Genomic DNA, 14,265 nt, shown 5'->3' with positions numbered 1-14,265 from the left:
GTTTCTTCGATCGGCGCCTCTTTCGCTGCGTGGGGGATTGGCGAAAGCCGAAGTGACAGCCAATCTTCCCCCTTGAGGGGGAGATGTCCGGCAGGACAGAGGGGGGTGGGCGGGAACTCAAGCTATCCGAGATTTCATCTTTGCCGGTGATGCGAGATCTTTCGCGGTTTCTCACACCTTGACCAGTTGCTCCACGCGGTCCTTCTCCCCGAAAATCCTGATATAGCGCTCGATCTCTTTCTCATCTCCGGTCGCCTTGGCCGGATTGTCGGAGAGCTTGACCGCCGGCCTGCCATTGGCCTCGGTGACCTTGCAGACCAGCGATATGGCGTCGAGGCTGTTGGTTTCGGTCGGCGCGCAGCCTTCGAAATCATTGGTCAAATTGGTACCCCAGCCGAAGGACATGCGCACCTTGCCTTTGAAGTGGCGGTAGGTCTCTTCGATTGTCTCGACCTCAAGTCCATCGGAGAAGATCAGCAGCTTCTGGCGGGGATCCTTGCCCTTGTCGCGCCACCACGACAGTATCTTCTCGCCGCCCTCGATAGGCGGCGCGCTGTCGGGGCGGAAACCGGTCCAGTCGGCCACCCAGTCCGGCGCGTCGCGCAGGAACGACGCGGTGCCGAAGGCGTCGGGCAGCACGATCAGCAGATTGCCGCCATAGTAGCGCTGCCAGTCCTGCAGCACCTTGTAGGGCGACTGTTTCAGCTCTTTTTCGGAATTGGCCAGCGCCGCGAATACCATCGGCAGTTCATGCGCGTTGGTGCCGAGCGCTTCGAGGTCGTTGTCCATCGCCAGAAGCACGTTGGAGGTGCCGGTGAACGCCTCGCCGATACCTTCCTTCAGCGCTTCGACGCACCAGCGCTGCCACAGGAAGGAATGGCGCCGGCGCGTGCCGAAGTCTGAGATGCGGATGCCGGGCAGCGCTTTCAGCCGTTCGGTCTTGGCCCACATCTTGGCCTTGGCGCGGGCATAGAGCACATCGAGCGCGAACGGCCCGAACGCGCGCATGGCGGCGCGAGATCGAAGTTCATTGATGATCGCCAGCGCCGGGATCTCCCACAGGGTGGTGTACATCCACGGCCCGTTGAAGGTCAGTTCATATTGCCTGTCCCGCTTCGACAGCTCGTATTCGGGCAGCCGAAAACCTTCGAGCCAGGCGAGAAACTCCGGCTCGAAGATCTGCTTGCGGCCGTAGAAATTGTTACCGGCGAGCCAGATCATCTCCTTCTTGGAGAAGCGCAAGGTGCGGGCATGATCGAGCTGTTCGCGCAATTCGCCCTCATCGATCACGTCCGCGAGGCGAACCGAAGTGGTGCGGTTGATCAGCGAGAAGGTGGTCTCGACCTTGGGGTACATGCCCCAGATCATCTGCAGCATCAAAAGCTTGTAGAAATCCGTGTCGAGCAGGCTGCGCACGATCGGATCGAGCTTCCAGGTGTGGTTGTAGACCCGCCGCGCAATATCGGTCTTAGCCATGTTTCAACACCGCCTTTGCTGCCTGCAATCCACAACCGCGACAGGCCTCATAGCATCGAATTCGCCAGAACGCTGCCCGGTTTCAGGCTGGCCCGACAAAAAGAGAGCCCTGTGGAGGCGGAAGCCCACCGATGGCCACCGCAAGCCGCTGTCAGGTTCCGGTTTTGGCACCGATGACCCTGAGCGCCGGACGCTTGCGGCGGCTGACGATGCGGCCCGCTACCGGCGCGTCGGCGCGGCCGTCATCCCCGGCCTTCTCGGCAAACAGCCAATCGATGAACACCTGCACGATCGGCGTCGCCCTCATCTCGTTGCGACAGACGACATAGAAATCGTCGACCGCCGGCACCGACAGGCTGAACGGCGCGACCAGCATACCTCTGGCCAGCAACGCGCTCGCCGTCACGGAATCGCCCAGCGCCACGCCATGGCCATGCACCGCCGCCTCGGTCGCCATGCGTGCGTCGCCAAGATGATGGCGGCGGCCCCGCTCCAGGTCCAGCGCGTCGGCGGCCGCCAGCCATGTGTGCCATTCCCGGCCATCGTCGCCATGCAGGAAGACATGGTCGGCGAGATCCCTGACGCTGCGGATCGGACGGTTGTTGATCAAGGTCGGGCTGACCACCGGAAACAGTTCGAGGCCCGACCATTTGCGCATCCAGCAATCGGCCCAGCTGCCGTCGCCATAATGCACGCAGACGTCGATGTTCGGCGCCCGCAAATCCCTAGGGTCGTTGGAGGGGATAAGCGTCAGACTTATGTCGGGATATTGCGCCATGAAACTGCCGAGCCGCGGTGTCATCCACAACAACAGCAGCGCCGGCACGCAGGAGACCGAAAGTGTGCCGCTGCTCGCCGGCCTTGTCATGCGCTGGGTGGCGGTCGCGATACTGTCGAAGGCCGTCGAGACCGCCGGCAAAAGTTCGGCGCCATGCGGCGTCAGTTTGACCCGCTGACCGACCCGCTCGAACAGCTTGACGCCGAGCGACTGCTCCAGTGCCTTGATCTGGTGGCTGATCGCGCCATGCGTGACATTCAGTTCACTCGCCGCCTTGGTCAGCGAGCCATGGCGGGCCGTTGCCTCGAAGGCACGCAGCGGATTGAGAGGCGGCAGCCGATTGCCCATGAGCATCCATTGAAGCACGATCCCGAAAAGTGGAGGCCGGTTTTCGGATGAGATCGTGCGCAGAGTTTATTGTGAGATTTTCTCACAGAGAACACGCTAACATTATCATTTGATTTTTCAATGGGGCTGCCAGACACTTGAGCCCGGAACAGCTTCAAGACGTGAAATCTGCAGGCAGCCAGCGCGACAGCGACCCGCCCGGATGACGGTCGGCTCGCCAGGCATCGCCAACGGTCGCACTGCATCAGCCCGGCAGGAGGAGCGGATATGGGATACGATCGCGGCAAGCTCGATGCGTTGCGTCGCAAGTATGGTGAAAGCCATGGCGGCGAAATGTTCGACCCGAAGTTCCGCAAGGTCGCCGACAAGATCTTTTCCAAGAGCGGCACGCGGCTGGCGCCCTATTCCGGCATCCCGACCTTCCTCGCCGCACCTTACCGCGAAATAGCAACCGACAATCCGGATTTCGGCGATTTGCAGGTGGCGATGATCGGCGTGCCGATGGATCTCGGTGTCACCAACCGGCCGGGCGCGCGCTTCGGGCCAAGGGCGCTGCGCGCCATCGAGCGCATCGGCCCCTACAATCACGTGCTGGAATGCGCGCCGACGCATGAGCTCAGGGTCGCCGATATCGGCGATACGCCGTTCCGCAGCCGCTACCGGCTGGAGGTCAGCCATGAGGACATCGAGCACCGCACCAACCAGATCGTCGATGCCGGCGTCATCCCGTTGTCTGTGGGCGGGGACCATTCGATCAGCCATCCGATCCTGAAAGCCGTCGGCAAGAAGGCTCCGGTCGGGCTGATCCACATCGATGCCCATTGCGACACCAGTGGCCTGTTCGACATGACCAAATTCCACCATGGCGGGCCGTTCCGCAACGCCGTGCTCGATGGCGTGCTCGATCCGACGCGCACGATCCAGATCGGCATTCGCGGCTCGGCCGAATATCTGTGGGAGTTCACCTATGAGTCCGGCATGACGGTGGTCCATGCCGAGGAAGTGACCGGTCTCGGCATTCCCGCCATCATCGAGAAGGCGCGCAAGATTGTCGGCGACGGCCCGACCTATGTCTCCTTCGACATCGACAGCGTCGATCCGGCCTTCGCGCCCGGCACCGGCACGCCGGAAGTTGGCGGGCTGACGACGCGCGAAGTGCTTGAACTGCTGCGCGGCCTCAAGGGCCTCAACATCGTCGGCGGCGATGTCGTCGAGGTGGCGCCGCAATACGACGCCACCACCAATACGGCGCATGCCGCCGCACAGGTGCTGTTCGAGATCCTGAGCCTGATGGTGTTCAGCCCGGCTGTTACCGGCAAGGGAACCTGACGTTCAGAAAGCAAAGTCGGCCGCCGTACTGGAGCCAGTGGCCGTATCAGACAAACAAAGCGTCCAGACAGGGGAATAAAAATGACGATCCGAAAGACATTTACCTCAATCGCCGCCGTGCTGATGCTTGGCACGACCGGTTTCGGCCTCGCAATCCAGGCCGCCAGCGCCGATGCGCTGGCAGATATCACCAAGGCCGGCGCCATCAATGTCGGCGTCTTCGCCGATTTCCCACCCTTCTCTTCGGCCAGTGCCGACATGAGCCTCAAGGGCTATGACATGGATGTCGCGCAATACATTGCCGACACGCTCAAGGTGAAGCTCAACCCCGTCTCCGTCACCGGCCAGAACCGCGTCCCATACTTGAACGACCACCGCGTCGATCTCTTGATGAGCGTCGGCTATTCGAAGGAACGCGAGCAGGTGATCGACTTCGCTGTCGCTTACGCGCCCTACTACATCGCCGTCATCGGACCGGCGGCTCTTTCGGTCAAGGGCAAGGAAGACCTCGCCGACAAGTCGATCGCAGTCAACCGCGGCACGCTCGAAGACACCTCGCTCACCGAGGCGGCGCCGGCGTCTGCCGACATCAAGCGCTTCGACAACTACAATTCGGTGATCCAGGCCTTCATCTCCGGCCAGACGCAATTGATGGTCGTCGGCAACGATGTCGGCGCGCAGGTGCTGGCCAAGCAGGATGCGCTGAAGCCCGAGCAGAAGTTCCAGCTCCTGACCTCGCCCTCGCATATCGGTCTCAACAAGAATGAGGACAGCCTGAAAAAGGCGGTCAACGACGCCGTCGCCAAGATGCTGGCGGACGGCAAGCTCGACGAAAGCTCGAAAGCCTGGCTGAAGACGCCGCTCAATCCCGACAATCTCAAGGATTGAGCTTCCGTGGCCTTTGCCTGGCTTCCAGGTGCTGTCGGCGACATAGCGCGCGGCGCGGCCACGACGATCCTGTTGATCGCTGTGACCACGCTGGCGGGAACGTTCCTCAGCATCCTGGGTGCCGCGGGGCGCCGCAACGGCCCGGTGCTGCTCAAGCGGGCCATCGCCTGGTATGTCGAGATCATCCGCAACACGCCGTTCCTGGTGCAGCTGTTCTTCATCTTCTTCGGCTTGCCCAGCCTCGGCATCAGGCTCGATCCGATACTTGCCGCCATCCTGGCGATGACGCTCAACATGGCGGCCTACACGATCGAGATCGTCGGCGCCGGGCTTGACGCCGTGCCCGGCGGACAGACGGAAGCAGCGCTCGCGCTGGGCTTGAGACCACGCCAGGTGTTCATCAAGATCGTGCTGCCGCAGGCGCTCAAGGTGATCTTTCCGGCGCTGACCAGCCAGATCGTCATCATGATGCTGGAGTCCGCCGTGGTGTCGCAGATCGCGGTGCGTGAGCTGACCTACGAGGCCGACATGCTGCAGGCGCGCACCTTCCGCTCCTTCGAGACCTATCTTGTCGTGACGATGGTCTATCTCTTGATGTCGATGGCACTGCGCCGGCTGCTGGTCACCGGCGGACGCCGCGTCCTGGGGGCTGGCGTGTCATGATCGAATTCACCTTCTGGGACATCGTGCGCAACCTGCTGCTCGCCGCCCGCTGGACAGTGCTGCTATCGCTGGCGGCCTTCATCGGCGGCGGCATTGTCGGCCTGGTCGTGCTGTTCTTCAGGATCGCCAAGAATAAGTGGAGCCGGCGCGTCGCCTCCGGCTACATCGCCCTGTTCCAGGGGACGCCGCTTTTGATGCAGCTGTTCCTGATGTTCTTCGGTCTGCCGATGCTGGGCCTGCGCATCGAGCCATGGACGGCGGCGGTGCTCGGCCTGACCTTCTTCGCCAGCGCCTATCTCGCCGAAATCTGGCGCTCCGGCGTCGCCGCGCTGCCGCTAGGCCAATGGGACGCCGGCGCCAGCCTCGGCTTGCATTACCTGCAGGAGCTCAGGCTGGTCATCCTGCCGCAAGCCTTTTCGATCACCCGCGCGCCCACCGTCGGCTTCCTGGTGCAGCTCATCAAATCGACGGCGCTGACCTCGATCATCGGCTTCGAGGAACTGGTGCGCACTTCCAACACCATCAACAACGCCACCTTCGAACCGTTCAAGGTCTACGGGCTGGTGGCGCTGATCTTCTTCGTCATGTGCTTTCCGCTGACGCAGTACGCGCGGAAGCTCGAAAAGCGGGCGATGGCGCATTGAGGCCGAATACACGTTGACGTTGACGGGCTGAAGATCGCCGGCAGTATCATCGCACAGGCAGCACGCGAATGAAGGCGACGCATGGGGAAGCCAGTCGGCAGCTCTAGCGCTTTACATCTGCAGCCGAGTACCTAGTTTTAAAGCTTCGCACCGTGCACCTTCGTGCGTGGATGATCGAGAACGGGACCGTGAGCTCTGGCCGGCCCCATCAAAAACTTCCGAAAGGATGACTGCTATGACACAGGCCAAGAATGGCGACACCGTGCGCATCAACTATACTGGACGTCTGGCCGACGGCACTCAATTCGATGCTTCCGGCAGCGAACCGCTGCAATTCACGCTGGGTGAAGGGCAACTGATCCCTGGCCTTGAAACCCAGGTCGAGGGCATGGAGGTGGGTGCGAAAAGCACCGTCAAAGTTCCCGCCGAGGCCGGCTATGGGCCACACCGCCCTGAAGCGGTCATGACCATCGATCGCGCCAAGGTGCCAGACAACATCAACGTCGATGTCGGCACTCGATTGCAGGTTAGAACCGGCGACGGGCGCCCCATGCCTGTAACGGTCGTCGGCGCGGACGACTCCAGCGTCAAGCTCGACGGCAATCATCCGTTGGCCGGTAAGGACCTGGTGTTCGATGTTGAACTGGTCGAGATCGTTCAGGCGGCGTAGTTTCGGCGTCAACGGGATGAATCATGGCTGAAAGTTTGAGTCACCGGTTCGACTCAACCCGCAGCGCGAAGAATATGACGGTCGCCGAGCAACGGGCGGCCGTCCCATATCAATGTCCGAACACCAGCGGCGGCGCCAGGCGATCCCGCCGCAACAGCGCCAGAAGCAGCGCGCCGCCACGGCCAGCCGGGCGGCCGCTGTTGCCTTTACTTCGGTATAGGCAAAGATGAGACACGGAAGCTGCAACCTGCCACCAGGCTCTCGCCAGGGCCAAGCACCGTCAATCCATTCCATTTGTCGATCGAGCCGCGGTTGTGAGCATCGACGACATGACTTATCGGCTCGAAACAGAAGAAGTCGCTCGCCTGCGATGGCGAATAGACCTGGTAGAAGTTCAAAGGCGGCGACGCTTCGATCCTGAGGCCGCAATTTTGCTCCGGCCAACATATGGAAGCGACGCCGTCCCAGCCGGCGAAGGCATTGTTTATCCATCCGACCGGCAAGGCAGTCGGCGTGCCGAAATCCCAATCGGGACGGGTTTTGACATCCACGAACCCGTCGGGAAGATGGTCGGGCCGTTCGAGGCAGACCTGTGACGCCGGGGCGTGAAGCGTTGTCCGTGAGGTTCTGGGCAACCATGGATGAACGCCAAGCCCGAACGGAAGCCTGACCGTCGCGCGGTTGACGATTTGAAGCAGCAGTTCGAGCGCCTGTCCAGTCAGCGCGTAGCTCACCTCCGCGCGGTACCGGTACGGGCCGGGTCCCCCGCTGGTCAGCGACAGCCTGGCATGGTCCGGCGTCAGGCTGTCGACATCCCATGCTTTTGAAAATCCATTGCCGTGAATGGGAAACGGCTCGCCGGCAAGGTTGGGAAGCAGTTCGTGAAAATTGGCGTCGAAGGTGAAGCCACCGCTCGAGATGCGATTTGACCATGGCAGGAGCAAATTGCAGGCGAGATCGAAGGGGTTCGAACTCCCGTGCTCCGGCCATGGCCTGAACAGCGGCACGCGGCCATGGTCGAACCGCGCCAGACCTGCCCCAAGCGAAGGAACAATCTCGGCGGACAGGTCGCCGCTTCGAATTTCAATGGTCTCGATCATTCAGGAGGTATCGGCCTTGGCAGCGGCGGCCGGCTGTTGATGGCGACCCTTGCGGGCGACAGCGAGAAGGTCATTCGACGCGATGCCGATCAGCGCTTTCATCTGGTCATGCGCGTCGTCGACCCTACGCATGCGGATGGCCTCCAGCACGTCGCCATGCGCGCTCAGCGTCTGCTGGTAATTGGCGGTGCCCGATGTGGTCAATCGGAAGGAGAAGCTCAGCGCCGCGGCAAGCATGTTGCCGAGATTGGCGAAAACCGGGTTGCGGCTGGCGCGCAGGATGGCGGTATGAAAGCGGACGTCGGCGTCGAGACAGGCGGCGAGGTCATCCTCCGGCGCTATCCGCATGGCCTCATAGGCGGCTTCGATCACAGCGAGATCGCCCGAGGTCGCCATCTTTGCCGCAAGCTGCGCGGCAGCTGGCTCGATGACCAGCCGCGCCTCGATCAAGCCGCGAACAAAATCGAGATCGGGCTCGATATCGCGCATCCATTCGAGAACCTGCGCATCCAGCCTGTTCCATTCGCTCGACACACGCACGCGGGTGCCTGCCCGCTTGCGCGCCTCGATCAATCCCTTGGCCGAAAGCGTCAGCAGCGCATCGCGAAGCGCTGTGCGGCTGGCGCCGTAGATGACACACAGTTCAGCCTCGGTCGGCAGCAGCGCGTGCTGTGCATAGGTGCCGGCGAGAATGCGCTGTCCGAGATCGCGGGCGATACGATCCTTCAGGGATGACGTGGCGCCATCCCCGGCGGACGGATCCTGCTTGCCTTGACCAGTCGAAGCGGTCGCCGCGTCCATCGTCATGTCCTGTTCAAGTGGTACTCGGCAATCACCACAGCAAGGATCAGCAGCGAGCCTTTTGCAAGCAATTGATAAAAGGTTGGTACCGACGTCAGTATCATTCCGTTGTTGAGCACGCCAATGATGGCGACGCCGAGCAGCGCGCCGACAATCGTTCCCTTGCCGCCCTGCAAGGCGCAGCCACCCAGCACCGCCGCTGTAATGGCCTCGAGTTCCAGGCCCTGCGATCCGGATACAGGCTGCCCCGAGCCGGTGCGGGCAGCCAGCAGGATCCCGGCCAGACCGGCGGCAACGCCACTCATGATGTAGATGCCGACGCGGTAGCGGTTGATGTTGATGCCGGAGAAGCGGGCGACAACGGGATTGCCGCCGAGCGCATAGATGTTGCGGCCGACGATCGAGCGCGCCAGGAAGAGATGGAACACGATCGCAGTCAGAACAAGAATCCAGATCAGCAGCGGCAGGCCGAGGATCCGCCCGATGCCTATGAACCGGAACGTGTCGCTGAAGATGGCGATCGACTGGCCATCGGACATGATGAAGGCGATACCCCGAAAAATAGCCATGGTGCCGAGCGTGGCAATGACCGCATTGACCCGTCCGTAGGTGATGATGATGCCGTTGACGAGACCGGCAAGACCGCCAAGCACCAGGCCGGCAACGATGCCCGCCGAGGGCGACCCGGTCGCCTGGATGGCCATTGCAGTCGATACGGTGGTCAGGCCGACAGTGGCGCCGACGGCGATATCGAGGCCGCCGGCGACAATGACAACGGTCTGGCTCATCGCCAACACGCCGAGGATGGTGATGCCGAGACCGATGTTGAGCAGGTTTCGGCTGGAGAAAAACACATCGCCGCGCAGCGAACCGAAGATGACGACGAGAATGGCGAGCGCGACCAGCAGGCTGATGTTGTGAACGCCGAGGCGCTCCACTAGGCGCGAGGAAGCCCCCCTGGCGCCGGTCTGCGCTTTCGAGGCGCGAAGCTCGAGGCTGTTCATTGGATGTGGTCTCCGAGCGCTGGTGCCGATTGCGGCATGGCGTGTTTGAGGATCGTCGCCTCGTCGATGTCGGGCCGGGACAATTCGGCGGTGATGCGGCCTCCCGCCATGACCAGAACCCTGTCGGCGAGGCCGATGAGTTCCGGCATTTCCGAAGAGATCAGGATGATGCCGATCCCGCTTGCCGCGAGTTCATCGATCAGCCGATAGATTTCCGCCTTGGCGCCGATGTCGATGCCGCGGGTCGGTTCGTCCAGGATGAGCAGCATCGGCTGCCGGGCAAGCCAGCGCGCCAGAACGACTTTCTGCTGGTTGCCGCCCGACAGCTTTGAAACCTCTTCGTCGAGATTGGGAGCCTTGATCGACATCTTGGCTGCCAGCGGCGAGACAATCTCCAGCGCCTTGCGCCGGTTGAAGAAGCCGAAGCTCGACGTCTTGTCGGGCACGCAAAGTGCCGCGTTGTCGAGAATGCTTCTAAAAAGGAGCAGCGCCTCGTGCTTGCGGCCTTCCGGAGCAAAGCCAATGCCGGCGACGATTGCCGCATGCGGACTGTTGGCGAGAACCGACACGCCATTCATGACTATGGTTCCAGCGAGGCGGCGGTCATAGCCGACAATCGCCTTTGCCAGTTCGGATCGGCCCGCACCCATGAGGCCGGCGATGCCGAGCACCTCGCCTCGGCGAACCCTGAGGCTGACATCGCTGACGCGGTCGGTGCTCAGGCCCGCCACGTCCAGCAACAGTTGTCCCGCCCGCCACGTCTCGCGCGTGAACAGGTCGGCTATGTCGCGGCCGACCATGAGCTTGGCAATGGTCTGTTCGCTGGCACCGGCTGCCGGCGAATCGTCGACCAGCCGACCGTCGCGCAAAACGACGATGCGGTCGGCAAGGTCGATGATCTCGTTCAGCCGGTGCGAGATGTAGACGATCGATGTTCCCTCTTCGCGCAGTCGGCGGATGACTGAAAACAGGCGGCGCGCCTCGTCATCGGTCAGCGACGAAGTCGGCTCGTCGAAGGCGATCAGGCGGCCGCCGGCGCGGATGGCGCGCATGATCTCGATCATCTGCCGTTGCGCCGGGCCGAGTGTGCTGCACAGTTGCCGCGGCCGCATGTCCTGCTGCATGCCGAAGGTCGCAAGCACCCGGTCGGTCTGTTCCTCCAGCTTGCGCCAGTCCAGCAGCACGCCCGCCAGTCGCGGCAATTCACCGACGAAGATATTTTCGGCAACCGTCAGGTTCGGCACGATCTCCGGCTCTTGATGGATGACGCGAATTCCGGCCCGATGGCTGTCGCGCGGCTCGCCGAAAACAATCGGCGTGGAACCGTGCCGCACGGTGCCGCCGTCGGGGCCGAACACACCTTCGAGAATGCGCATCATCGTTGATTTGCCGGCGCCGTTCTCGCCGACCAAAGCGAGCACCTCGCCCGGCCGGAAGGCGATCGAGACGCTGTCGAGCGCCTGCACGACGCCAAAGCGCTTCGATACCTTGTCGAGCGAGAAGAATTCCGGTTGGGTCAAAGCTCACTCCTTGGGAATACGTGCAACCGTACAGCGTCATGCGCCTTACGGCGCATGACGCGTAGCCGGTTCACTTGCAGAGCTTGGCCTTGTAGTCCGAGGCAAAATTGTCGGCGGTGATGTATTCCGGGTCGGTGAAGGATTGAACCGGCAGCTGCGTTCCATCCTTGATCGAGGCCAACAGGATCTTTACCGCCAGCGCGCCATGGTTTGCAGAGTTCAGCCACATCGTACCACGGAATGCCGAAGGCTTTCCGGATCCGAAGGCCTCACAGGCGCGACTGCCGTCAATGCCGATGCCCATGCCCTGGTCCGGGGTATAGCCGGCGTTTTCCAGGGCACGCGCCCCACCCAGCACGCCGTCGTCATTGCAGGAATAGAATATCCAGTTGGTGACACTGGGGTTGGCGGTCAAGGTGGTGGTCATCACGTCGATGGCATTGACCATCGTGTTGTCGTAGGGGACGCGAACGATGTTGGCAGGCTTGAAGTCGGGCACCGCCTTCAGAAACGCCTCTTCGGCGCCCTTGTTGCGCTGCATGCAGGTATCCGCCTTGCGGTCCTCGATCGAGGCGATGCGCACCTCTTTTCCGGCCCAGCCGCCGGTCTTGTAGAGCTTGGCCAGCTCTTCGCCCACCCGCGCGCCGATATTGTACGCATTCATCCCGACATAGGGGACCTGGGAGCCGTCCTGGTAGTAGATGTCGTCGTCGACCGCCACCAAAGGAATTTTCGCTGCCTTGGCTTTCTCGGCGATGACCGGTCCCAGCGCCTTGTCGGGAACGACGATGGCGATGCCCTTGACGCCGTCACCGACCATTGTATCGAAAGTGGTGATCGTCAAATTGGCGTCGAACTGGACGTCCTGCGATACGAAGGTGGCTCCGCCCGCCTCTGCCGCTTTCTTGGCGCCGCCGACTTCGGCGACGAACCATGGATGGTCACCCATCTTGTTGATGTAGCCGATCTTGATGTCGTCGGCGCTTGCCGCGCCGGCCATCAATCCGCCAGCCAGTATCGCCAGTGCTGCCACTGTCTTGGTCGTCGATTTCATGTGGATCCTCCCTGCTTGATGGTTGTCAGTCGTGGTAGAGAACCGAGCGGCCACCATCGATGGTGATCGTTTCGGCATTGATGAACGGCGCTTCGTCGGAAGCGAGGAAAACGGCCGTCATTGCAACCTCGTCCGGTCGGCCAATGCGCTTGGGCGGATGGAGGTCATAGGCCCGCCGCTTCTCCTCGGCGGGGTTTGGAAATGTGTTCCAGTAGGCTTCCGCGATCGGCGTCTCGATATAACCGGGGGCGATCGCGTTCACGCGGATGCCGCGCGCCGCATATTCGATGGCGAGCGAGCGGGTCAGGCCGACAAGCGCATGCTTGGCAACCGGATAGGGAAAAGTGTGAGGAATGATCTTGAAAGCGTGGCAACTGGCTATGTTGACGATCGATCCCGAACCGTTCGCCAACATCGTCGGCAGAACCGCCTTGGCGCAGAACCATGCGGCCTGGAGGTCGAGCTTCAGGCAACGGTCCCATTCCTCGTCCGGCATCAGCAGGGGTTCGTGGAAGACGTTAGCGCCGGCATTGTTGACGAGAACGTCGATGCCGCCATAAGCCGCTATCGTGTGGGCTACCATGTCGGCTACCGCCGATTGGTCCGTGACGTCGATTTCGACGAAAAGCGCGTCGGCACCCTGGGCACGCAATGCGTCGGCGATTGCCTTGCCGCTTGCCGCATTCAGCTCGGCGATAACGGTCTTTGCCCCCTGCATGGCGAAGGCCCGGGCCGTGGCGGCACCAATGCCCTGTCCGGCGCCGGTGACGATTGCGATCTTTCCCTGAAGCCTGCCTGTCATGGCGCTCACCAATCGACCACGGTGCCGTCGGGCATGATCGCGTTGCGGGCATGCAACACTTCCTGCTTGAAGGGGTGGCGCGCTATGACATCCTCATTGACGGTGACGCCTAGTCCCGGCAGTTCAGGCACGTCCCAGCGGCCTGGTTTGCGTTGGATCGGCCAGGAAACGACGTCGTCGTACCAGGCGACCGCGCCGGACATCTCCTCCTGGATGATGACGTTCGGCGTCGATATGCCGAAGTGAAGTGCTGCAACGCCGGCGATCGGGCCGAGCGGGTTGTGCGGCGCAAGGCCGACGCCGGCCGTTTCCGCCAAGGCCGCGATCTTCTTGGTCTCGAGCAGGCCGCCGGTGTGGCAGATATCCGGCTGGGCAATGTTGAAGGCGCGCGCCGCGATCGAGTGGGTGAACTCGCGGCGCCCGATCAGCCGTTCGCCGGACGCGATCGGTACCGCCGATCGCGCGGTGATATGCGCCAGGCCGGCGACATCTTCAGGCGGCACCGGTTCCTCGGCGAACATGATGCGGGCCGGCTCGATCGCCTTGAGGTAGTCCATCGCCGCGTTGACGGAGGCCGGGCGTCCGTGAAAGTCGACCATGATGTCGATATCGGGACCGACGGCTTCGCGCAGCGCGCCAACCATGTTGGCGACGGCGTCCACCGCCTTCGCCGGCGAGACATAGTGGGTGTAGGGAATGCAGACGACCTTGACCGCATCATAGCCAGCCTGCGTGACGATGCGTCCGCGTTCGACGATCATGTCCGCCGACCCGCTCTCATAGACCGCCTTCATGTCGCCCAGGCCGAGATGCGTGTAGGTGCGCAGATAGTTGCGAACCTGGCCGCCGAGAAGCCGCCAGACCGGGACGCCCAGCGATTTGCCCAGGATATCCCAAAGTGCGATCTCGATGCCGCTGACGGCTGACATTCCCTCGACGCCGAGACGCCAGAAGCCATGCCGCGTCAGGATCTGGTAGCACTGTTCGACATTGCGCGGGTCCTGCCCGATGAGCAGCGCCTCAAGATCCTGCAACGCGCCGACAACGGCACGCGTCTTCCATTCCAGCGTCGCCTCACCCCAGCCAAACAGACCGGGCTCGTCGGTTTCGACCCGAACGAAAACCCAGTTACGCATTTCCGCATTGCAGACCAGCGCCTTGATGGCCGTAATTTTCATTGATCCTCCC

13 protein-coding genes and 2 pseudogenes are annotated in these 14,265 nt (G+C 62.3%); 5 read left to right on the top strand and 10 right to left on the bottom strand.

Annotation, left to right across the window (positions count from 1 at the left end; genetic code table 11):
- Positions 1 to 171: 171 nt before the first annotated feature.
- Entirely contained in the window at positions 172 to 1,476 is a 1,305-nt protein-coding gene (gene pncB / locus NKJ89_RS09015; protein WP_352601696.1) for a nicotinate phosphoribosyltransferase, read from the bottom strand.
- A gap of 151 nt (positions 1,477 to 1,627) precedes the next feature.
- Positions 1,628 to 2,602: a transcriptional regulator GcvA gene (gcvA, locus tag NKJ89_RS09010; RefSeq protein WP_352601694.1), complete on the bottom strand. Its 975-nt coding sequence runs from the start codon at positions 2,600 to 2,602 to the stop codon at positions 1,628 to 1,630.
- A gap of 267 nt (positions 2,603 to 2,869) precedes the next feature.
- Between gcvA and speB the strand changes: the two genes are divergently transcribed.
- From speB to NKJ89_RS08985, 5 genes are all read left to right on the top strand, one after another.
- Positions 2,870 to 3,931 (top strand): agmatinase, encoded by a 1,062-nt coding sequence (gene speB, locus NKJ89_RS09005; RefSeq protein ID WP_352601692.1) that lies wholly within the window; start codon positions 2,870 to 2,872, stop codon positions 3,929 to 3,931.
- Positions 3,932 to 4,012: 81 nt separating this feature from the next.
- Positions 4,013 to 4,819 carry a transporter substrate-binding domain-containing protein gene (locus NKJ89_RS09000; protein ID WP_352601690.1) on the top strand — a complete coding sequence of 269 codons (807 nt, stop codon included), beginning with the start codon at positions 4,013 to 4,015 and terminating at the stop codon, positions 4,817 to 4,819.
- 6 nt (positions 4,820 to 4,825) lie between these two features.
- On the top strand, positions 4,826 to 5,482 hold the full coding sequence (locus NKJ89_RS08995; RefSeq protein WP_352601688.1) for an amino acid ABC transporter permease: 657 nt from the start codon (positions 4,826 to 4,828) through the stop codon (positions 5,480 to 5,482).
- Positions 5,479 to 6,126 carry an amino acid ABC transporter permease gene (locus tag NKJ89_RS08990; RefSeq protein ID WP_352601686.1) on the top strand — a complete coding sequence of 216 codons (648 nt, stop codon included), beginning with the start codon at positions 5,479 to 5,481 and terminating at the stop codon, positions 6,124 to 6,126. The genes NKJ89_RS08995 and NKJ89_RS08990 overlap by 4 nt, the downstream gene beginning before the upstream one ends.
- Before the next feature lie 235 nt (positions 6,127 to 6,361).
- Positions 6,362 to 6,796 carry an FKBP-type peptidyl-prolyl cis-trans isomerase gene (locus tag NKJ89_RS08985; RefSeq protein WP_352601684.1) on the top strand — a complete coding sequence of 145 codons (435 nt, stop codon included), beginning with the start codon at positions 6,362 to 6,364 and terminating at the stop codon, positions 6,794 to 6,796.
- Between the two features lie 206 nt (positions 6,797 to 7,002).
- Here NKJ89_RS08985 and NKJ89_RS08980 read toward each other — a convergent pair whose 3' ends face one another.
- The 8 genes and pseudogenes from NKJ89_RS08980 to dgoD all read right to left on the bottom strand — a co-directional run bounded on the left by NKJ89_RS08980 (position 7,003) and on the right by dgoD (position 14,255).
- Entirely contained in the window at positions 7,003 to 7,896 is an 894-nt protein-coding gene (locus NKJ89_RS08980) for an aldose 1-epimerase (RefSeq protein ID WP_352601682.1), read from the bottom strand.
- Positions 7,897 to 8,697 carry a FadR/GntR family transcriptional regulator gene (locus NKJ89_RS08975; protein WP_352601680.1) on the bottom strand — a complete coding sequence of 267 codons (801 nt, stop codon included), beginning with the start codon at positions 8,695 to 8,697 and terminating at the stop codon, positions 7,897 to 7,899.
- A gap of 2 nt (positions 8,698 to 8,699) precedes the next feature.
- Positions 8,700 to 9,701, bottom strand: coding sequence for an ABC transporter permease (locus NKJ89_RS08970; RefSeq protein ID WP_352601678.1), 1,002 nt, complete (start codon positions 9,699 to 9,701; stop codon positions 8,700 to 8,702).
- Positions 9,698 to 10,393: pseudogene (locus NKJ89_RS35740) on the bottom strand (ATP-binding cassette domain-containing protein); the annotation flags it as partial. The pseudogene NKJ89_RS35740 and the gene NKJ89_RS08970, both read right to left, overlap by 4 nt.
- Before the next feature lie 318 nt (positions 10,394 to 10,711).
- A pseudogene (locus NKJ89_RS35735) lies at positions 10,712 to 11,161 on the bottom strand (ATP-binding cassette domain-containing protein); the annotation flags it as partial.
- A 130-nt stretch (positions 11,162 to 11,291) separates the two neighbouring features.
- Positions 11,292 to 12,275: a substrate-binding domain-containing protein gene (locus tag NKJ89_RS08960; RefSeq protein WP_031260540.1), complete on the bottom strand. Its 984-nt coding sequence runs from the start codon at positions 12,273 to 12,275 to the stop codon at positions 11,292 to 11,294.
- 25 nt (positions 12,276 to 12,300) lie between these two features.
- Positions 12,301 to 13,077, bottom strand: a complete 777-nt coding sequence (locus NKJ89_RS08955) for an SDR family oxidoreductase (RefSeq protein WP_023760273.1) — start codon at positions 13,075 to 13,077, stop codon at positions 12,301 to 12,303.
- A gap of 5 nt (positions 13,078 to 13,082) precedes the next feature.
- Positions 13,083 to 14,255 carry a galactonate dehydratase gene (dgoD, locus tag NKJ89_RS08950; protein ID WP_352601674.1) on the bottom strand — a complete coding sequence of 391 codons (1,173 nt, stop codon included), beginning with the start codon at positions 14,253 to 14,255 and terminating at the stop codon, positions 13,083 to 13,085.
- Positions 14,256 to 14,265: the final 10 nt, after the last annotated feature.

The organism is Mesorhizobium sp. M0047, from assembly GCF_040323315.1.
Taxonomy (GTDB): domain Bacteria; phylum Pseudomonadota; class Alphaproteobacteria; order Rhizobiales; family Rhizobiaceae; genus Mesorhizobium.
The sequence above is the reverse complement of the archived record's forward strand: the minus strand, read 5'-3'. Positions and strand labels throughout refer to the sequence as shown.

Excerpts from the sequence above, each read along its gene's own strand:
- speB (WP_352601692.1), top strand. The coding sequence starts at position 2,870 with ATGGGATACGATCGCGGCAAGCTCGATGCGTTGCGTCGCAAGTATGGT.
- gcvA (WP_352601694.1), bottom strand. The coding sequence starts at position 2,602 with ATGGGCAATCGGCTGCCGCCTCTCAATCCGCTGCGTGCCTTCGAGGCA.
- NKJ89_RS08990 (WP_352601686.1), top strand. The coding sequence starts at position 5,479 with ATGATCGAATTCACCTTCTGGGACATCGTGCGCAACCTGCTGCTCGCC.
- NKJ89_RS08980 (WP_352601682.1), bottom strand. The coding sequence starts at position 7,896 with ATGATCGAGACCATTGAAATTCGAAGCGGCGACCTGTCCGCCGAGATT.
- dgoD (WP_352601674.1), bottom strand. The coding sequence starts at position 14,255 with ATGAAAATTACGGCCATCAAGGCGCTGGTCTGCAATGCGGAAATGCGT.
- NKJ89_RS09000 (WP_352601690.1), top strand. The coding sequence starts at position 4,013 with ATGACGATCCGAAAGACATTTACCTCAATCGCCGCCGTGCTGATGCTT.
- pncB (WP_352601696.1), bottom strand. The coding sequence starts at position 1,476 with ATGGCTAAGACCGATATTGCGCGGCGGGTCTACAACCACACCTGGAAG.
- NKJ89_RS08970 (WP_352601678.1), bottom strand. The coding sequence starts at position 9,701 with ATGAACAGCCTCGAGCTTCGCGCCTCGAAAGCGCAGACCGGCGCCAGG.
- NKJ89_RS08975 (WP_352601680.1), bottom strand. The coding sequence starts at position 8,697 with ATGGACGCGGCGACCGCTTCGACTGGTCAAGGCAAGCAGGATCCGTCC.
- NKJ89_RS08955 (WP_023760273.1), bottom strand. The coding sequence starts at position 13,077 with ATGACAGGCAGGCTTCAGGGAAAGATCGCAATCGTCACCGGCGCCGGA.
- NKJ89_RS08960 (WP_031260540.1), bottom strand. The coding sequence starts at position 12,275 with ATGAAATCGACGACCAAGACAGTGGCAGCACTGGCGATACTGGCTGGC.
- NKJ89_RS08985 (WP_352601684.1), top strand. The coding sequence starts at position 6,362 with ATGACACAGGCCAAGAATGGCGACACCGTGCGCATCAACTATACTGGA.